We start from the raw sequence: 18,543 nt of genomic DNA, 5'->3' as shown, positions 1-18,543 counted from the left end.
GGCGGTTTCATTGGCGGGATATGACAGTACGGGCAGTTAGCAAAGCAGTGATCATGTGCCGGAGGGGGCTGTTGGTAGCCGGCCTGATGCTGGCCGGTCTTGCATTCGGGGCCGAGTCGCCAGACGAGGCGTGCACTGTCAGTGACATCCAGCCGGAAATGATTGATCTGGACAAACCGCGGGATCAGCTGGCGCGCCAGAGCAATCTCGTGATTCCCCCGGGTACGAAAATTGGCAGCATTCGAATCATTCAGCGCCCCATTTTCGATACCAGCGACCCAAAGCAGGATAACTTCCTTTACCACGCCCTCAATACACTCAACACACCGACCTGGGAGTCGGCCCTTCGTTCCCAGTTGGTGTTTGTGGAGGGCGACATCTACAGCCCCGGGTTGCTGGAAGAGTCTGAGCGGGTCTTGCGGCAGCGGGAATATCTGACAGCGGCCTGGGTGGGGGTTACCCGCCTTTGTGGGGATGAGGTAGAGGTGAGTGTTCTGGCCAGGGATACCTGGACGCTGCTTCCGACCTTGGGTATTACAAGGTCCGGTGGTGACAATACCACCAATGCCGGTATCTCCGACCCCAACTTTCTGGGCTCGGGCAAGAGCCTGGGGATTTCCTACACCAAAGATCCGGATCGCTCCGAGACCAGCGTGTTTGTGGACGATCCCAATGTCATCGGCTCTCATTGGCAGGCAGGCTTTTCCTACGATGACCGCAGTGACGGGCGGGGGCGGAGCGCCTATCTGGAACGGCCGTTTTTCAGCGAGCGCACCAACTGGCGCTTTGGCTTGGCTGGCGTGGACGATGTCCGGGAGGAGTCCCGTTACGTGGGGGCGCAAGCCATCGCCGATTATCGTCGCAGCCGCGAGTATTTCAGTATTGACGGCGGCTGGCGCCTGGCCGAGCGCAACGAGCGGCAACTTCGCCTGCTGGCGGGGTATCGCTACGAGGCGTTCGAATTTCAGCCGTTACCTGATCAGCCTGCTCTGGATGTGTTGCCGGATGATCGAACCCTGAGCTATCCATGGATTGGTTTTGATTACCGCCAGAACCGCTTTCGCGAGATGACCAACCTGACTCGTTTACAGCGGGTCGAAGACGTTCGGGATGGTTTCTTGTGGCGCACGGAATTGGGTTATTCAGGCTCAGGGTTGGGGGCAACGGAAGATCGGGTTGTTCTGAACATGAGTTTTCAGGACTCGTTGCTGGCGACGGAAACCAACTACGCCAGCTATGGCCTGAGTCAGAGCGGCACCTACCGGCTCGATCAAGACCGCGTGGAGAATCTTCTGGGCACGCTCAGCCTGGAATACTTTCACGGTGGCTCTGTTCGTTGGACTGGTTGGTACACCAGTCTTGCGTTCACCGCTGCCCGCAATTTGACCGCCGACCAACAACTGTTGATAGGAGGTGAAAACGGGCTTCGTGGCTATCCCAGTGAATACCAGCAAGGGGACCGAAGGGTTTTGTGGACGCTCGAGCGCCGGTACTTCCCCGACTGGCATCCTTTCAAGTTGTTTCGGATGGGCGGGGTGGTGTTCGTTGATGCTGGCCGCGCCTGGTTTGCTGATGGTCAGAGTAACGGGCCGGACGGTGGTGTGTTGAGGGATGTTGGAGTTGGCTTGAGGTTGGCATCCAGCAGGGTTGAAGTACAGAGAATGTTGCACTTTGATCTGGCATTTCCCCTGGATGGGGATGACAGCATTGATGCCTTACAGGTGTTGCTGCGGGGGCGGAGCCGGTTCTGATTCTGGTTGACGGTGGCTCTCCCGGTGGCAGACGGGCCACCGGGAGGGAAGAATCAAAAACCGTAAGCGCGGGAGATCGTCTCGATCTCACCTGAGTTGACCAGTGCCTGGAAGCTCTGGTTCAGGGCTTTGAGGATGTCTGGGTCTGTGTTCTTGTTCACGGCCAGGTACATCGGGGTTTCCCGGAACACCAGAACCTGCTCCAGATCTGTCACATCTGAGGCATCGGCGGCAAGGTAGGGGCCAGCCAGGCCATCGGCTACCCACAGGTCGATCTGGTCCTGCTCAAGGCGCCGGGCATTCAGGCCGTTGGTGCTGATGGCGGACACATTAAAGCCTTTCTCTTCAAGATATGTGGTCATTACATCGCCGCGATAACCGCCAATGCGATAGTTCTTGGCTTCTTCCAGTTTGCTCAGTCGAATAGTGGTGCCGGCTTTCGCGAAGAGTGTCCATTGGATACTGGCTAATGGCCCTACCCAGTCAAACGCAGGCTCCCGCTCATCGGTCTTGGAAACGCAGTAGATGCCGTGATTGGGATGCTGCTCGCTTCGGTTAAGTCCGTAGCTCAGGTCCCGCAGCTTGATGCTGTATTTCAGGCTGCTTTGTTCGAGTACCGCCTTGAGGACATCAGTGCATAGTCCTGTGATATCCCGTTCCGAGTGTGCAAACGGTTGACCATTCGTGGTCATGTTGTAAGGGGGGTATTGTTCTGTGTAAATCCGGAGTTCTTCGTTGGCCGTTGCGCAGCCTGAGGTCAGCATGAGGGCAACAATTAGCCCGATTTTCCCTTTCATGAACACGCTCCATCTTATGGGGGAGAAATTCTGGAGCGCGGTAGGTTATGGCAGGTGTAGCCAGTCGGGTACTGTGGAATCCCCGGCTTTACATTTTCAGTTTGACCCAGCAGAGGCCTGGCGGTGGGACTCGAAGTATTGATTATAACGGCCACTATCACGGAACGCCTGCAGTCGTTCATTGAAGCGGTCTGTCAGTTGTGCGGTGTCTGGTCGAGTTTTTGGAAACAACACGAAACTTTCGTTCTCGAGAAGAGGGCGGGGGTGGTGGGTAATGCGGCTGGCTTCCTCGGGGTCAAGTTCACGACGCAGAATGTGATAGCCCACGTTGATCTCTTCGGGGAACGCATCGATGCGGTCGAACAGGAGCCTGCGGAAATTCAGCACGGTACTGGCGACCCATTCAATACTAAGCAGATTATCCTCTACGGCTTGATCGAAAGCCGAACCGTAACTGTAACCAATACTGCCGCCGAGTCTGAGGTCAGACAGGTCTTCCACCCTGGACCAACTGACCGGCTGGTCTTTCAGGTGAAAAACCACGAACCGCTCTTTGAGGACCGGGTCGCTGAAGGTGAAGTCCTGCTCACGTTCCTCCGCATGCATCCATACCGCTGTGGCATCGTGTTTGCCCATTGCGGCTTCATAGTAAGCTCGTTTCCAGGGGAGGAAGTGGTAGGAGACCGTAAAGCCTTCTTCGGCAAACACGTCCCTCAGCAATTGGGCGACAATCCCCTGATCGGGTGCCTCCTGATCAAAATACGGCGGCCAGTCACCAACCGCTATGCTCAGGTGTTGTGTATCATCTGCGGTGACTGCCTCAATCCATGTAAACAGCGATACCAGCAGCATGGTCAGGTATCGTTTCATTTTTAGGCTCCGGGAGCGGCCCGCGAATAACCGTAGGCCAGGAAGCAGGCGATTAACTTAGAAAATAGCAGTCTTTTCCGGGTATTCCCAGTTTCAATGTCCGGCCGCTGAGATCCCTCTTGCCAGCCATGCGCGGGTGTCCTTGGGATCTATGACCGCATCGATTTCCAGATAACTGGCGACGTTGATGGCTTTGCCCTGTTCGTAAGCCTTGGCGACCAGGTAATCGAACATCTTCTCGCGAGCTGCGTCATCTGGTTGGGCTGCCAGCTCCTTGGCAAACCCGAGGCGCACCGCCCCTTCAAGCCCCATGGGGCCGAACTCTCCGCTTGGCCACGCGGCCGCGAAAAAGGGCGTCAGCAGGCTGCCGGCGGCCATGGCTTGTGCGCCGAGTCCGTAAGCCTTGCGCAGAACCACGGTGTAGAAGGGCACCGATAGTTTGGCAGCGGCCAGGAACATGTTGGAGACGCGACGGACGGTGCCCTGTGTTTCCGCCTCAGGCCCAACCATAAACCCCGGGGTATCACACAACGACAGAATAGGTAGGTGATGAGCGTTACAGAGTTCCATGAACCGACTTGCCTTATCGCCCGCTGCAGCATCGACGGCGCCTCCCAGATGCATAGGGTTGTTGGCGATCAGGCCCATGGGGCGGCCTTCAATTCGAATGAACGCAGTAATTAACCCGGGCGCAAATTGGCGGCGGAGCTCCAGAACGCTGTCGTCATCAGCGAGCGTTTGGATGACTTCCCGGATGTCGTAAACGCGCATGCGGTTCTCGGGAATCAGATGGCGAAGCCTGCGCTGATCTGCGCAGGTCCATTCCGCGAGGGAGCCCTGAAAATAGGACAGATACTGCTTGGCCACGGCGACAGCTTCGGCCTCGTCTTCGACCACCACATCAATCACGCCGTTGGGCCCCATCACGGAGACCGGCCCGATCTCCTCGGGGGCATATCGGCCCAGGCCGCCGCCTTCTATCATTGCCGGGCCGGCCATGCCCAGGTTGGCATTTCGGGTGGCGATAATGGTGTCGCAACATCCTAGCAGAGCCGCGTTGCCGGCAAAGCAACGGCCGGAAACAATCCCGACGGTTGGCACCTTGCCGGAGAGCCGAGCCATGCTGACAAAGCTCTGACAGTCCAGGTGTGACACACCGTTAGTGTCGGTATCGGATGGGCGGCCACCTCCGCCCTCGGCAAACAATACCAGCGGAATTCGCCACTGTTCTGCCAGGGCAAGTAGCCGGTCCGTTTTCCGGTGGTTTGCCAGTCCCTGGGTGCCGGCAAACACGGTGTAATCGTAAGCCATTGTGGCGCAACTGGCGGCTGCGGTGCCGAAGCGCTCGGCGTTGACGGTACCGATGGCGGTGATCAGCCCGTCTGCGGGACTTAATTCAATCAATGTGTCCACCGACCGGCGACGCCGTTGGGCAGCCAGCGCCAGTGCCCCGTATTCGTTGTAGCTGCCTGGGTCGAGCAGATCCTCGACGTTCTCACGGGCGGTTCGCTGACTGGTACGGCGGCGCTTTGCGACCGCGTCGGGGCGATGCCCATCGGTTAATGCATCGTGGCGCTGGAAGACCTCGGCCAGATCAGCCCGGATGTAGTTAAGGTCGATGGTCTGCTCGGTTTCAATGGCGTCATCGCTGACCTCTGAGGGTTCCAGGATCAGCAAAGCTTCACCCTCAGTTACCGTTGAGCCTGACACCGCGAGAAGGGTTTGAACGATGCCGGATTGGCCGGCTTGCACGATGAATTCCATCTTCATCGCTTCGAGAACGGCAACGGTTTGGCCCGCCGTAATGCTGTCGCCTTCCCGGACTTCAACACTGACGAGGGTGCCTGCACTGGGCGCTGCGATGCTGACGGCGCCGGCAGGGAGCGATGGTGTGTTTAGTTTTGTGCCGTGCGTCGCTTCTGTTCTGTCGAAGTGATGCCTCGGGTGCCTGCCTTCAGACGTCGAGGGGGCAAGCTCTGAAAGCTGGGTTTCCACGAATCGTGTGTTGACTTGCCAGGCTTCGACCGCCGGGTGGTGCAGCAGGTTTTGTAGCAGTCCGATGTTGTTGGCCACGCCGTCCAGTCGGAATTCACACAGAGCACGATAAAGCCGTCGAATAGCCGATGGGTAATCCCGGCCGTGGGCGATCAGCTTCGCGAGCAGGGAGTCATAGGCGGGATTGATCGCGTAGCCTGTATAACCTGAACCATCCACCCGCAGGCCAGGCCCTGTTGGCGGCTCATAGGCCGTGAGCGTGCCGGCTGCGGGCATGGTGGTGCCATCGGATCGAAGGGTTTCGGCGTTGATCCGGGCCTGAATGGCCACGCCGCGCACGGCCGGCGGGGTGTCCCGGGCCAGTCCAGACAAGGTTTGGCCAGACAGAAGCTTCAGCTGGGTCTGGACCAGGTCAATGCCGGTGACTTCCTCGGTGACCGTATGCTCTACCTGAACCCTCGGGTTTGCTTCCATGAAGTAGAACCGACCGGGCTGACTTTCGTCCACCAGGAATTCGAAGGTGCCCAGGCCCCGATAGTTAACCGCTTTTGCCATCACCAGGGCGCAGTTGATCATCTCGTCCCGGAGCACCGGGTCGAGGCCCGGACTCGGGGCCAGTTCGATGAGTTTCTGGTTGCGCCGCTGGATGCTGCAGTCCCGTTCCCACAGGTGGGAGACCGCGCCGGTGCCATCCCCAAGAATCTGGATTTCAATATGGCGGGCGCGGGCAATCAGTTGTTCAACATACAGATCACCATTGCCAAAGGCAGCTTGTGCTTCAGACCGGCAGCGGCTGAAGGCTTGTTCCAACTCGTCCTTGCTGGTCACCGCGCGAATGCCGCGCCCGCCGCCACCGGCAACCGCCTTGAGCATCAGAGCGCCATGCTGGGCCAGAAAGGCTTCAGCCGCCTCCTGGCTAACCGGGCTGTTGATACCGTTGACCAAGGGCACCTGACAGCGCTCTGCCAGGGCCCTGGCAGAGGATTTATTACCGAACAATTCCAGCACATCCGGCGCCGGTCCGATGAACACCAACCCTGCCTGCTCACATTGGCGAGCGAACTCGGCGTTTTCCGCCAGAAATCCGTAACCGGGGTGAATGGCGTCGCACTCGTGGGCCTTGGCCACGGTAATCAGTTGTTCCATGTCCAGATAGGCTTTCACACCGCGGCCTTTCAGGGGCACGGATTCGTCTGACTGGCGGGTATGCAGGCCGCTTGAATCGTCCTCAGCAAACACGCCAACGGTCCGTATGTTCAGCTCGCAGCAGGCGCGGGCAATGCGAATGGCTATTTCACCGCGGTTGGCGATTAGGACAGATCTGAACGTCATGGCGCTTCATCCCGGAGACAGGTTATTGTTCTGGTTTTTGGATGTCTCCATCCTAGGAAGCGGGCAATGATGAGGCAAATGAATTTTATTGAAGGTTAGCTATAAGCAGGAGTGATGAATTCCTGCTTATAGGGGTCTTGTCGCGGGCGAGGTGAGGTCATTCTTTGGCGTTTGCATAGGACCGCGAACGAATCCTCGCGAGAACCTGTTCGCCACTGCTCTTTCCGTTGCTGATGCCGGCGGCTTTCAGTTTCGAATCCAGGGTGTCGTCCTCCTGTTCCCGGTCCAGCTCTGTCAACGCCGCCTCGATATCTTCCGCTTCGACCTGTCTTGCCTGAATGCGGGAGACGGATTGGTTGAGGTCTTCCATGTGACTGCTCAGCCCCCGTGCGTGTCCGCGGAGTTGGCGGTTAACCTGCTCTGCGTGGCGGTTGGCCCTGGCCAGCCGGAGTTCACTGTGGAAATGCTTGAGCGCCCGGCCAGAGTCCCGCAGCTGTTTGCGCAACCGGTTTTCCTGCTGCTGCAGTTTGTCGTGCTGCTGTTGCTGGCGCTCAAGAAGTGGTTCATCTTCGGCGATCAGGTTGGCCAGTTCCAGCGCCAGCTCTTCCTCGTTCTTCTCCAGCGCTTCGGTTACCTGATGCTCCCGTTTGTCGATGGTGGCCCTCAGGTGTTCGTTGTCCCTGGCCAGCCGGGTTTTTTCCGCCATCAGGCAGGCGAGTTCCCGCTTGGAGCGGGCGATGGCCTGTTCTGCATCGCGCAGCTCCTGTTCGAATATCCGGATGCCGTTGGCATCCACCAGTTTTGCTACCGGCTCCTGGGCCGATGCCCGGAACAGGGTGTCCAGTTTGCGCCAGATGCTCATGGTGTTACTCCCCGTATTCTTTCAGCAGTTGATGGGTGCGTGCCTCGGAGATGCGGTTGACGATGCGCTGGTGCTCGTGTTCGTCGCGGATGGTTTTTGAAAGCGTGATGGTGGTGCTGACCAGAAACAGGGCGCTGATGGCCATGTAGCCCTTGAGCACCAGATCCACCGGTGCCAACACCACGCCGGCGGCAGCTGCAAAGAGTGCGATAGCAAAGGAAACCTTCACAAAGAATACCCACCCGGCGGAATTGCTTTTGAGTTCGCTGTCCATGATTAACTCCTGATGACGTTGTTGTTGGAACGGCTCCACTGTGCGTGAACCCGGGAGGGCAGGCGAGGTTTTCTATAAAGGTAGTGCTTCCCTATACATCAGGTATCGTATATTGATACGTTTGGCTGAATGGCTGGTAAGAAAGGAGGCGGTTATGGCGCAAACCAGCGCGATTGTCAGTGAATTGAAACGCCAGCTCAGGGCACACGGGTTGACCTACCAGGATGTGGCGCAGGCGCTGACGCTGTCAGAGGCCAGTGTGAAACGGTTGTTTTCAGACCGCCAGTTCTCTTTGAAGCGCCTGGACCAGATATGCGGGCTGATGGGGATGGAAATCACCGATCTGGTCCGCAAGCTGGCCCCCGAGCCCCGGGTTGAGCAGCTGAGCGAAGAACAGGAACGGGAGCTGGTGTCTGACTTGCGCCTGTTGCTGGTGGCGGTGTGTGCCATGAACCGCTGGCAGTTTGGCGAGATACTCCAGAACTATCAGATAGAGGAGCCGGAGTTAATCCGCTATCTGGCCCGGCTTGATCGCATGGGACTGGTGGAGCTGTTGCCCGGTAACCGAATCAAATTACTGGTCAGCCACGACTTCGCCTGGCAACCCCGGGGGCCAATCCAGCGTTTTTTTGAAACGGAAGTTCAGCAGGATTTCCTGAAATGTCGATTCCATCAGCCGGGTGAGATACGGCTGTTTGTAAGCGGTATGCTGTCGCCCCAATCGAACGAATCCGTGCAACAGAAACTGAAACGCCTGGCTCTTGAGTTTCGTCATTGCCATGAGGAAGACCTGGCCCTGCCATTAGAACAGCGTTTCGGAGTCAGCTTGCTGATGGCCGTGCGGCCGTGGGAGATTGACGCCTTCGCAAGCCTCCGGCGGCCAGAGGCGAGGAAGGCGTATCCCGGTGTTACACGGAATTAGACACTGACTCCTCCCTCCTCATCGGCGGCTGCGTCGAGTAGTTGCTGCGTTGTCGGGTGGACAATCCGGATGAACGCAAATGGCGGGCAGTCTTCGATTACCTCGTTATTGCGATCGACGCATGCGTCTACCCGGCCATTCGCATTGAGGCGCCAACGTCGGCGGCCAACGGTGTGAGCTACGCCAGACAGATCACGGGTGTTGCCACCAAGGGTTTCGATGTAATCGGTCCCGTCATCAGAGAAACGCCGGACGACCACATCGGTGTGGGAATGCCCGGTTGGTGTTCCTTTGATGGCGTATTCGCCGCTGGCTTTCTTTTCGATGAACTGGCTCTCCAGCCCGGCCAATGTGAGATTGGCGCAAGGGGTCTCGTTCCAGGGCTTGCAGAGGATGTCGCCGACCTGAGGTGACAGGTCTTCTGCTTTGTAAAGCCAGAACGGCCTGTCCAGATCCCGGTTCTTTCGGTTCACCAGTGCCTCGACAATGTAAGTCATGTGCCGGATGCTGGGACTGAACCCATGGCTGGGCGTTACCCCGGCGTTCTTGACGACGTAGGAAATAAACGCGGCACTCCAGGCGGCTTCATTGTCTCGCGAGTCCTCCGCGAACTGATCCACGGCCCACTGGCCAATGGCTCCGAAGTAATCCTGGAGCTTCGCCAATTCAGTACCTTCTTGCTTCTTGGTTCCGTCGTCGTTGGTCCAGGCGGTTTCCTCCGCTTCCGCGTTGGCAACGATGTCCCGTTTCCAGGCGGTGCCGCGGTTATAGCGCTCAATAATCTTTTGGTTCGCCAGAGACCGTTCGAGGGCTTCAACGTCAGCATCTGGCCGGAACGATGCGAGCTGCAAACCCTTGCCCACACTCACCGTGCGAATGCCGCCAGCGTCTTGCTCGGTGACAGACACATCCCGATCTTTACCGAATTGCTCAACGATGGATTTGGCGCGGTCAGAGACGCCATCGGCGGCTTTCTGCCCCATTTGCTCTGCCTGTTTGCGCAAGGCCGCTTCGCCATCCTGTTTTGACATGGAACCCTTTTCAACGGCTCGGTCTATGGCGGCGCGTTTCTTGTCAAAGTTTGCGCCTGCGTCCTTTTCGGCCTGCAGTTCCGCCAGGCGGGTCTGTAATGCAAAGCCGCCGAACTGACCGGCCAGGTTGGCCGCCGAATTCAGCGCACCCAAAGCGTTCTTCTGGGTGCCCTCAAGGCCAGCCATGTCGCGGAAGGCGTTGCTGTTTGCCACGGCTCCCAGAATGTCGCCAAATCCCTGAGGGGCTGGTGCGGCAGGCGCATTCTGCAGGTTAATGATGGAATCCGGCATGTTGGTGGGGGTCATGTCTTGCGGTTGGCTGCGGCGAGAATCAAAGAAGTTGCCCGGGAAGTCGGCCAGGGCCGGGTCTTCATCTTTCAGCACCCAGTCGGTTGAGCCTTCATGCTCTTCACAGGCGTTGCACTCGTCCATGATGGCCTGCGCGTACAGGCCATCGGTGGGCAGGCTGATTCGCATGGGCATGGCCGGCGCGCCTTCGCCCTTGTAGTAGCGGAAGGCATCTTCATAGCTTTCATGGCCGTTGATGCCCAGGAATGCGCCAGCAGCCACCTTGAACACCAGTGTGTTGCCCATGATGGCAATGGGTTCACGTTCAACCACCGAGGCGATCGAGCGACCATCGCTGGGGGATATGGCGAAGCCGTCCAGGAGCATGTACAGCTCGTCCCTGTCCATGGTCCACCAGATCACCTTGTGGTAGTAGTGCAGGTTGTCGTTAATGTGTTCCAGTAACTTGCGGTTCGCTTTCTCGGCTTCCAGCCGCATATTCTGCTCTTCCCAGTTAGACGGCCGGAAAGACAGCGTGGCGCTCTCGCTCGGGGCCGGGCGATCGGTTTCGTTGTCATCCCAGGCGGGAGGGGAGATCAGGTCATCCGTACCCCGTGGTGAACTGACACGCCGCTCGTAATGGCTGGTGTGAAAATGAATGTTCGCACTGGTCACATTTGCCACGGAACCTTTGGGTAGGTGCTCGGTGGCGGACAGAATCAGCTTGGCGATGTCCTCCCGTTTGTTCCCGGCCAGGGCCTCCGATGGCACGTTGAAGTCAACTCGCACCGTGCGGTTGAACCGGTATTCGCCCACCAGGGTAAAATCGGTGCCTTCGAGTTCGCCGTTCTGGCTGTCCAGGCGCAGTCGGTCGACCCATCGCCGCGCCATCGCCGGTGCGATTTCCCTCTGAAAATAGGCATCCCGCTGGGCGGCAGAGAAGCCACGGATACGGGCCACAATCTGTCCCACTGGAATGGGGAGGATATTGGCGTAAGCCTGCCAGACACGGGTGGTGATTTTTTCGCCGACAGCGCCTTCCTCGCTTAGCTGGTCGTCGATCTGATCTGATACCACCTCGTCCCGGGGGCGCTCAATGCCCAATTTGATGTAGATGGTTCCGGTCAGGCTTTCCAGGGGTTGGGCCTTGCGGGGGCCGGCTGGAACATCGGAGCCTTGCCAGTGGTTCTGAATGTCTTCGGTGTATTTCAAGGCCCAACGCAGGTCGCGCTTTTGCAGGTAACGCTCGAACACATCGCGCCAGCGAATCACACGGGAAAAGGTAAAGGGCCGAATCGCGAAGGGCACAAACAGGCATTCGCGCACGCCGGCGAGTACAGTGTCTACGCGGATATGTCGGAGAATCTCATGGTAAATGACGGTCAGGGAGTGACAGTAGTTGGGGTTGCGGACCACCTCCGAAACGCCTTCAATCGATTCGTCCTGACTGACTTCGTTCACCACTGTGGATTCGTATTGGCGCAACGAGTCACCGAACTGGCGGATGGCGTCTCTCAGGCTTTGTTCCTCTGCTGCCGACACGCTGCGGCCACCCTGTTGCCAGCTGTTGGAACTGGCCCGGCCGTGGGCGGCACCACCACCAATCACCACCGGGCCGAGCGCAAATCCGATGCCACCTGCCACACCGGTGGTTTTGGAACTGCTGCCGCCCTTGCTCCATTCGTTCAGGTTGGAGCGAACGGCGTTGTGGTAATCCCGGTCGCTGAACGTGCTTTGGGAAACCTCTTCCGCAAACTGGCTGGTCTCGCGCCGGATGCTCGCTTCGCGGCGTCGCCAATCCAGTTTCACAATCCGGCGGGTTTGCCGTGGTGCCAGGGTAAGGGTATGCGCCACATCGCCCAGGGAATAGCCGTTGGATCGCCATTGCACCCGCCATTCCATGATGTGGCCACCCGCCACGGAAAGAGCCTGATATTTGGTGGTGTCGCCGTCCCAGTCGATGGGGTTTCGGGCGCTCACAGGTTGCCGCTTGTTCAGCCAGGGGAGTTTGGGCAGTGGCAGGAAATCAATGGCTTTAATGGGCGGCATGAATACGCCGGGGGTTTTGGGCAGGAAACGCTGCAGGCTGGCAGTGTCAATGGCGAACCTGGCCCCGGTAACGCTGGCGGCCTCACTGTCCGGTTGTTCGCTGGCCACCATGGCGGTGGACATCATTCGGAACTCATTGGCATCCCTGGGGGCGATCAGTCCCCGGTAGTCCGGTTTGGTGTTGGAGGTGGATTCGATCTCAGGCTGTTCCACCCGGAAGACGGTCTGGAAACGGCGTTCACCCAGAATGCGGGCCGGGTTGCTGAAAGGCCGACAAAATGAGCCGGGGTCGTCGCTGAACAGGTCCGGATCGTTCAGCAGGCTGTCTTCGTCCATGTTCAGGGGCGGATGACCATTATCGCAGCACGAACCCTTACCGTGCTCCTGGCCATCGCTCACCGGATCTTGCCAGGGCAGCATAATGCGGAGGTCCCGCAAAGGGGTATAAACGGAGCCGTCGGACTGGTAACCGACAATCAGCTTTGGCCCGTTCAACACCCAGATCCAGCCATTGGCTTCGGTGCCGACGTTGAAGGGACGCTTTATATGAAAACTGCCATCGAATTTGAGATCTGCGCCTGTCAGTGACAGTGCCCCGAGATGGCCTGCCGTGTGGGTATCCAGTGCCACTTCGGCTGAACGGGCGTTGGTGCCGTTGTCAGCGTTTTGTGCCAGCAGACTGGAAATTGCCTGATGTTTTGCCTCGGTATCGATCAGGTCGACACTCAGTGAATAGTCATCGAACCTGCGGTCGACCTGGCCAAGCGTGACAAAACGACCGGATCGTTCCAGCACCGGTTGCTGCTCCGGGTTGTTGCGCTCAAGGGCATGCTTCAGGGACTCTGCAGGAATGACGAGGGTGACGGGCTCCCCTTTCTTGCCGGGCCCGGTATCAATCTCGCCCAGGTCTGCCAGCTCCTGGCCCTGTCGGCTTTCCAGTCGCGCGTGAATGGGCTTGCTCAGGAGGACGGGTTCGAGTTTGCTTTCTGCACTGGCATGGCGATCGAGCCTGATAATGTCGCTGGCAGGATGACTATCATTCTGCTTGTCTTCGGTCTGGATCGAGATCTCGTAGCTGACACGGACCTGAAGTGATTCAGGGTCTGCGCTGTTGATGGCCTTTTCGGGTTCAATCCTTAACCACAGTTGATTGGGCATGATGTGTCCTTTCGGTTGATTGTGCATCCTGGTGGGCCCCCTGCCGGGCGGGCGATGCAGACAATACAACCGGTGCCGCTGGACGTTTCCCTGCGGCAAGACAACCTTGTCGTTCAGTTCCTCAGCGTACGGCCAGCTATCGAAGCAAGGTGACCGTGGATGCATGGCTTTCCGTACAAACAAACAACCAGATTACAGCTGCTGGTTGACGACTTCAGTGGCAAGTGTTGTGTTGGACTCGGAATTTGTAAACGTTGAACCGGGATTTTTTTGTAACGATTACCTGTCGGAAAATGCGTTATGTCTTGGCGGTGTGCACGGCTTCTCCGGTGGATAGGTTTTGACCCGTTCATTTTGCGGCCATATTGCTTGAGCCCCCGGTTCTATTGGGCTCAGGCCGGCTATCCTTGCGCTACGCACAAAGTTATCCACAGATTCTGTGCGTAACCTTGGGTGATGCATGACGAAGCCGCTTGGGGTAGGCTGCCTGCATGTCTATCACCCGGCGTTGTCGCCGCATAAACGGAAAGCGTTAATGAAGTTCCCCATTGTTACGGTTGCCATGGTGTCTGTTGCCCTCGTCTACGTGTTCTGGGGCCAGACTCAGGAATCCTCTGATCCGACCGATCCCGCCCGCTTTGCCAATCTTCAGGCTAACCCTGCCAAAAGCAGTGACGTGGTGGACTGGGCAATTACCCAGATTCCGGAGGTTTGCGCGCAGGCGATAGGGCAGCCTGCCGGCAGTGACGCAGTTAACGATTGCGAGAAGCGTGCGCAATCCCGAACGTCCACCTGCCGCCGGGCTGTGTACGACAACTTCCCGGACCGGGTGACCTCCGAGGCGATGTTCCGGGATGTCTCTATCTCGATGATGAATTGCCTGGTGCCCCAGGGCGGTATTGTTCGGCCATGACCGTTGGTGCGCGGCGGTGGCATGGCGATGATCAGGGCTTTACCTGATGCCCCAGATCGCCCACAATCTTGGGATTCTGATGTTAACAAACACTCACTTTAATAAAACGCAGTAGATGAGGATGCACAGGTGACTGAACTCGTAAGCTACGAACTGAACGACGGCATTGCCACCATCAGCCTTAACAACGGCAAAGCCAATGCCCTGAGCCATGACGTGTTTGCCGGGCTGAATGCCGCTCTGGACCAGGCCGAGCAAGACAAGGCCATTGTGATTCTGACTGGCCAGCCGGGTATGTTCTCCGGCGGCTACGACCTTAAAGAAATGCAGAAAGGCCCGAAAGAAGCAATGGCGCTGGTGAAGGTGGGCTCAACCCTGACCCGTCGCCTGGCGGCGTTCCCGCTCCCGGTGATTGGTGCTTGCAGCGGCCATGCCATCGCCAAGGGTGCGTTTATCCTGTTGTCTGTGGATTACCGCATTGGCGTAGAGGGCGGCTTCAAGCTGGGCCTGAACGAAGTGGCTATCGGTATGACCATGCACCACGCTGGTATCGAGATTGCCCGCCACCGTATGCCGGCGCCGTATTTCTACCGTTCGGTGGTGAATGCCGAGATCTTTAACCCGGAAGGCGCCGTTGCGGCTGGTTTCCTGGATGAGGCGGTGGCTCCTGAGCAGCTGATGGAGCGAGCGGTAGCGGTTGCAACTCAGATGAAGCAGCTCAACCTGAATGCGCATAAGCAAACCAAGCTGAAGGTGAAAGGCGATTACCTGGCGCTGCTGGACCGCTGCATCGAACAGGACGCTGCTCACTTTGATCTGATGGGTTAACCCGAGCCCACCTCTTTCTGGAACTGGCTGGCAGGTTTGATTCTGAACAGCCAGGCCAGAAGCGGTTTCGCAGAGTTTGTGGGTAAACACGAGAGGGGGCGAGTGAAATGTCTGAAAAGCCGGGTAAGCCGGTGGCGGCATCCGCCATCGACAAGCATGTGTACAAGGTTTTCCCCAACGATATGAACTCACACAACACAGTGTTTGGCGGCATGATCATGGCCAAGTGTGATCGCCTGGCTCTGGTGGTGGCAGAGCGCCATTCGGCCCATGTTTGCGTGACTGCTGCGGTGGATTCCATCCACTTCCGGGCCCCTGCCAAGGGGAATGACACACTGCTATTCAATCTGTCTCTGAACCGCAGCTGGGGCTCGTCGATGGAGATTGGTGCCCGTGTAGAGGCCGAGAACAGCTATACCGGTGAGACCCGCCACATCCTTTCCGCATTTTTCACCTTTGTGGCCCTGGACAAGAACGATCGGCCTGTTGAGGTGCCACCGGTGATTCCGGAAACGAAAGACCAGATTCGTCGTTACGAGAAAGCCGAGATTCGCCGGGAAGGGCGGCTGAGAACGCGAGACGCGCTTTCAAAGGCAAATGGCTGAGAGACTATCGCTTATTGATTCCAGTCATGGTATATCAGCGCCACAGAAAACCCTTTTTATCGGAATCGGATGTTATGCCTAAAGCGAGTGAGATCAAGAAGAATCAGGCCGTTGAATATGACGGACGCGTCTATTTTGTGAAGGATATCGAGCGCTCGGTACCTCAGGGTCGTGCTGGCGGCAGCTTGTACCGCATGCGCATGTACGATGTGGTTACTAACCAGAAGCTGGATGAGACCTTTAAAGACTCTGACATGCTGAATCTGGCGGATCTGGTGCGTCGTCCGGTCATGTTCTCCTACGCCGATGGCGACGAGTACGTGTTCATGGATAACGAAGACTTCACCCAGTACATGTTGAACAAAAGCGCCATTGAAGACGAGCTGTTGTTCATCACCGAGGATACCCAGGGCGTGATGGCGATTCTGGTCAGTGAAACACCGGTGGCCATTGATCTGCCGCCTACCGTTGAGCTCACCATTGAAGAAACCGACCCGTCTATCAAGGGCGGTTCGGCAACGGCTCGTACCAAGCCAGCCCGCTTGACCACTGGCCTGGTGGTTCAGGTGCCTGAGCACATCTCTACCGGTGATCGCATCAAGGTGAACGTGGAAGAGCGTAAGTTCCTCAGCCGCGCCTGATGTTTTGATCAGCTCCGTCCGCCGACGGAGCTGATTTCGTCAACGCTGAGGTGACGATACCCGCCAACTGGAAGTTCCGGGTCCAGTACCAGACTGCCCATGCTTTCCCTGTGCAGCGATGTAATCCGATTGCCGACCGCGTGGAACATGCGCTTTACCTGGTGATATCGCCCCTCAAAGATGGTTACCCGAGCCTCACGGTCATTCAGTTGCTCCAACTGGGCGGGGGAGGTTCTCAGCTGTTCGTACTCAAACCAGATGCCCTCGGCAAAGCGCGTGGCCGTTTCCGGGCTGATGGGGGAAGCGGTTGTGACCCGGTAGGTTTTCGGTAGTTTGATGGCAGGCTCGGTAAGCCGGCGTGACCATAGCCCGTCACTGCTCAGAATCAGAAGCCCGGTGCTGGCCCGGTCCAGGCGGCCGCCGATGTGCAAGTGCTCCCGTATTTCCGGCGTAATCAGTTCCATGACGGTCGGGTGTTGGTCATCCTGAGTGGCGCTGAGGTAGCCGGCGGGTTTGTGGAGCATCAGGTAATAAGCGGGTTCGGCTTGCTGGATGATGTCCTGGTCAATTCTGACTTCCTGAAACCGGGAAACCTCCTCTGCGCCGTCCTGACACCTCCGGCCGTCCACGCTCACCCGGGCAGAAGCCAGAAGCTGTCTTGCATGGCGACGACTGACACCGTTCTGGTTACTGATAATACGGGAGAGCTTCATGGCTCGCTTGGGGTAACGGCCGGCACCAGCCGGCTCAGCTTCTTGATCAGTTTCCGCCAGCCAATGGGCAGGCGCTCTTCCAGCGCGTTCAAGCGGGATTTATCGATGGACCAGGGGTCAAAGTCCTGTTTGCGCCCGTAGATCACCCAGTTGTTGGTCCGGCTTTTGAACACCAGAAGTAACGGGAACTGGCGCTTGAGTTCCCGCATCAGATTGCCATCTGGTTCCGGCATTCGGTGGTAGTTAAGCACCAACCAGCCGGTAGAGGATAATGCCCTGCTGCAGGCTTTTATAAACTGCCGCTGGCTTTGCGCCGGGCTCATTCGGTCAGCACTGTACAGGTCCGTCAGGATCATATCCGCGCTGGCTTCGGGTAGCTGGTCCACGGCCAGGCGGGCGTCGGCAATATGCACCCTTAGCCGTTCTGATTCGGGTAGTGCAAACCAGTCCTTTGCGATTTCCGCAACCTTTTGCCGAAGTTCATACACATCAATGATGCTGTCCGGCAGCAGCGTGAACAGACCATGGGCCAGCACGCCACCACCCAGGCCCAGGACTGTTACCCGGCTGGGTGAGGCAAAAGCGATTGGCAGTAGCATGGCGCGGTTGTATTCATGCACTGGCACGTTGGGGGATGCGCGCAAGATCTTGCTTTGCTCAAACACCGAATCAAAGCTCAGAATCCGGTGTTTGCGGTCGTCGATCACCAGGATGTTGCCATGGGGGTCGCTTGCCACATGCACGATATCGCCCTTGATTTCAGGGCGCTTGATAATCGTGCCCATCAGTTGCTGGCGTAGCGTTGGTGCAGAATGCCGACCCGTTCAACGTAGGCCTTGGTTTCCGCGTAGGGTGGGATGCCATTGAAGCGCCCGACGGCGCCAGGGCCAGCGTTGTAAGCGGCGGTTGCCAGTCGGACATCGCCATTGAAGCGTTTGAGCATGCGGGCAAGGTAATCGACCCCACCACGTATATTGTCTTCAATGGCAAATGGGTCTCTCACGCCCAGTTCATCTGCGGTGCCGGGCATCAACTGCATCAGGCCCTGGGCGCCGACTGGCGACACGGCCTTCGGGTTGAACGCAGATTCGGCATGAATGACCGCTCGAACCAGAGCCGGGTCGACATCAAACTCTTGCGCGGCTGTCAGGATTTCATCCCGGAACGGACTCACGAACAGAGGGGTTTTGTGCCAGTCCACTTTGGAACCCGGGTCGCAGGCGTAGCAGTGAAACCGGATAACCTCGACGTCTTCTGTGCTGGGCCGTTGGCTGCTGTACGCGACCACACCGTGCTCATCGGTGTATCGGTACACGGTTTCGTTGCGGGTTGAAGCCCGGGGCTGGCTCGGGCTTTTCACGTTGGTGAATTCTACCCGGCCATCCGGATGGACAATGCGCTGGATGCTGTCGGCATGGGCCATGCCGGTCGCCAGAACGAATCCGGTGACAAAGGCGATCATTATTCTGGCCAGTAGAGAGATACCGCTTAAATTCATCAAAGACCCGATACGT

General features: G+C 57.9%; 15 protein-coding genes. 6 read left to right on the top strand and 9 right to left on the bottom strand.

The genetic code is table 11. From position 1 onward, the window contains the following. Positions 1-20: 20 nt before the first annotated feature. The gene (locus FIV08_RS14230) at positions 21-1,751 is read left to right on the top strand and encodes a BamA/TamA family outer membrane protein (RefSeq protein WP_172972282.1); all 1,731 of its coding nucleotides are present in this window, start codon (positions 21-23) and stop codon (positions 1,749-1,751) included. A 53-nt stretch (positions 1,752-1,804) separates the two neighbouring features. Here the strand turns inward: FIV08_RS14230 and FIV08_RS14225 are convergent, their stop codons facing one another. The 5 genes from FIV08_RS14225 to FIV08_RS14205 form a co-directional block, all read right to left on the bottom strand. After that, complete coding sequence (locus FIV08_RS14225; RefSeq protein WP_152438799.1) at positions 1,805-2,548, bottom strand: substrate-binding periplasmic protein; 744 nt, start codon at positions 2,546-2,548, stop codon at positions 1,805-1,807. 96 nt (positions 2,549-2,644) lie between these two features. Beyond that, on the bottom strand, positions 2,645-3,418 hold the full coding sequence (locus tag FIV08_RS14220; protein ID WP_152438798.1) for a substrate-binding periplasmic protein: 774 nt from the start codon (positions 3,416-3,418) through the stop codon (positions 2,645-2,647). A gap of 93 nt (positions 3,419-3,511) precedes the next feature. Beyond that, positions 3,512-6,745: a carboxyl transferase domain-containing protein gene (locus FIV08_RS14215; RefSeq protein ID WP_152438797.1), complete on the bottom strand. Its 3,234-nt coding sequence runs from the start codon at positions 6,743-6,745 to the stop codon at positions 3,512-3,514. A 157-nt stretch (positions 6,746-6,902) separates the two neighbouring features. After that, entirely contained in the window at positions 6,903-7,607 is a 705-nt protein-coding gene (locus FIV08_RS14210) for a PspA/IM30 family protein (protein ID WP_152438796.1), read from the bottom strand. A 4-nt stretch (positions 7,608-7,611) separates the two neighbouring features. Then, positions 7,612-7,881, bottom strand: coding sequence for a YiaA/YiaB family inner membrane protein (locus FIV08_RS14205; protein WP_058092198.1), 270 nt, complete (start codon positions 7,879-7,881; stop codon positions 7,612-7,614). A 154-nt stretch (positions 7,882-8,035) separates the two neighbouring features. Here FIV08_RS14205 and FIV08_RS14200 point away from each other — a divergent pair, with 154 nt between their 5' ends. Next, positions 8,036-8,803 carry a helix-turn-helix domain-containing protein gene (locus FIV08_RS14200; protein ID WP_152438795.1) on the top strand — a complete coding sequence of 256 codons (768 nt, stop codon included), beginning with the start codon at positions 8,036-8,038 and terminating at the stop codon, positions 8,801-8,803. On the opposite strand, the gene FIV08_RS14195 is transcribed toward FIV08_RS14200, so the two are convergent. Further along, positions 8,800-13,329 carry a DUF2272 domain-containing protein gene (locus FIV08_RS14195; protein ID WP_172972281.1) on the bottom strand — a complete coding sequence of 1,510 codons (4,530 nt, stop codon included), beginning with the start codon at positions 13,327-13,329 and terminating at the stop codon, positions 8,800-8,802. The two genes, FIV08_RS14200 and FIV08_RS14195, sit on opposite strands and share 4 nt — an antisense overlap. 535 nt (positions 13,330-13,864) lie before the next feature. On the opposite strand from FIV08_RS14195, the gene FIV08_RS14190 reads away from it, so the two are divergent. From FIV08_RS14190 to yeiP, 4 genes are all read left to right on the top strand, one after another. Continuing rightward, the gene (locus tag FIV08_RS14190) at positions 13,865-14,242 is read left to right on the top strand and encodes a hypothetical protein (protein ID WP_106694904.1); all 378 of its coding nucleotides are present in this window, start codon (positions 13,865-13,867) and stop codon (positions 14,240-14,242) included. A gap of 129 nt (positions 14,243-14,371) precedes the next feature. Then, positions 14,372-15,070 carry a crotonase/enoyl-CoA hydratase family protein gene (locus tag FIV08_RS14185; RefSeq protein WP_152438793.1) on the top strand — a complete coding sequence of 233 codons (699 nt, stop codon included), beginning with the start codon at positions 14,372-14,374 and terminating at the stop codon, positions 15,068-15,070. A 107-nt stretch (positions 15,071-15,177) separates the two neighbouring features. Next, complete coding sequence (locus tag FIV08_RS14180; protein WP_072678156.1) at positions 15,178-15,675, top strand: acyl-CoA thioesterase; 498 nt, start codon at positions 15,178-15,180, stop codon at positions 15,673-15,675. Positions 15,676-15,749: 74 nt separating this feature from the next. Continuing rightward, on the top strand, positions 15,750-16,316 hold the full coding sequence (yeiP, locus tag FIV08_RS14175; RefSeq protein ID WP_058092192.1) for an elongation factor P-like protein YeiP: 567 nt from the start codon (positions 15,750-15,752) through the stop codon (positions 16,314-16,316). Between the two features lie 8 nt (positions 16,317-16,324). Here the strand turns inward: yeiP and FIV08_RS14170 are convergent, their stop codons facing one another. The 3 genes from FIV08_RS14170 to FIV08_RS14160 are packed head-to-tail and all read right to left on the bottom strand — an operon-like array spanning position 16,325 to position 18,491. Next, a complete protein-coding gene (locus FIV08_RS14170; protein ID WP_152438792.1) occupies positions 16,325-17,029 on the bottom strand; it encodes a pseudouridine synthase in 705 nt (234 codons plus the stop codon). Further along, a complete protein-coding gene (locus tag FIV08_RS14165) occupies positions 17,026-17,814 on the bottom strand; it encodes a spermidine synthase (protein ID WP_152438791.1) in 789 nt (262 codons plus the stop codon). The genes FIV08_RS14170 and FIV08_RS14165 overlap by 4 nt, the downstream gene beginning before the upstream one ends. Further along, complete coding sequence (locus tag FIV08_RS14160; protein WP_416376923.1) at positions 17,814-18,491, bottom strand: lytic transglycosylase domain-containing protein; 678 nt, start codon at positions 18,489-18,491, stop codon at positions 17,814-17,816. The genes FIV08_RS14165 and FIV08_RS14160 overlap by 1 nt, the downstream gene beginning before the upstream one ends. Between the last annotated feature and the right edge of the window lie 52 nt (positions 18,492-18,543).

The sequence above is a fragment of the Marinobacter sp. THAF197a genome, from assembly GCF_009363275.1.
Taxonomy (GTDB): Bacteria; Pseudomonadota; Gammaproteobacteria; order Pseudomonadales; family Oleiphilaceae; genus Marinobacter.
The sequence above is the reverse complement of the archived record's forward strand: the minus strand, read 5'-3'. Positions and strand labels throughout refer to the sequence as shown.

Coding starts and splice junctions, on each gene's coding strand:
- FIV08_RS14230 (WP_172972282.1), top strand. CDS start 21: ATGACAGTACGGGCAGTTAGCAAAGCAGTGATCATGTGCCGGAGGGGG.
- FIV08_RS14225 (WP_152438799.1), bottom strand. CDS start 2,548: ATGAAAGGGAAAATCGGGCTAATTGTTGCCCTCATGCTGACCTCAGGC.
- FIV08_RS14220 (WP_152438798.1), bottom strand. CDS start 3,418: ATGAAACGATACCTGACCATGCTGCTGGTATCGCTGTTTACATGGATT.
- FIV08_RS14215 (WP_152438797.1), bottom strand. CDS start 6,745: ATGACGTTCAGATCTGTCCTAATCGCCAACCGCGGTGAAATAGCCATT.
- FIV08_RS14210 (WP_152438796.1), bottom strand. CDS start 7,607: ATGAGCATCTGGCGCAAACTGGACACCCTGTTCCGGGCATCGGCCCAG.
- FIV08_RS14205 (WP_058092198.1), bottom strand. CDS start 7,881: ATGGACAGCGAACTCAAAAGCAATTCCGCCGGGTGGGTATTCTTTGTG.
- FIV08_RS14200 (WP_152438795.1), top strand. CDS start 8,036: ATGGCGCAAACCAGCGCGATTGTCAGTGAATTGAAACGCCAGCTCAGG.
- FIV08_RS14195 (WP_172972281.1), bottom strand. CDS start 13,329: ATGCCCAATCAACTGTGGTTAAGGATTGAACCCGAAAAGGCCATCAAC.
- FIV08_RS14190 (WP_106694904.1), top strand. CDS start 13,865: ATGAAGTTCCCCATTGTTACGGTTGCCATGGTGTCTGTTGCCCTCGTC.
- FIV08_RS14180 (WP_072678156.1), top strand. CDS start 15,178: ATGTCTGAAAAGCCGGGTAAGCCGGTGGCGGCATCCGCCATCGACAAG.
- yeiP (WP_058092192.1), top strand. CDS start 15,750: ATGCCTAAAGCGAGTGAGATCAAGAAGAATCAGGCCGTTGAATATGAC.
- FIV08_RS14170 (WP_152438792.1), bottom strand. CDS start 17,029: ATGAAGCTCTCCCGTATTATCAGTAACCAGAACGGTGTCAGTCGTCGC.
- FIV08_RS14165 (WP_152438791.1), bottom strand. CDS start 17,814: ATGGGCACGATTATCAAGCGCCCTGAAATCAAGGGCGATATCGTGCAT.
- FIV08_RS14160 (WP_416376923.1), bottom strand. CDS start 18,491: ATGATCGCCTTTGTCACCGGATTCGTTCTGGCGACCGGCATGGCCCAT.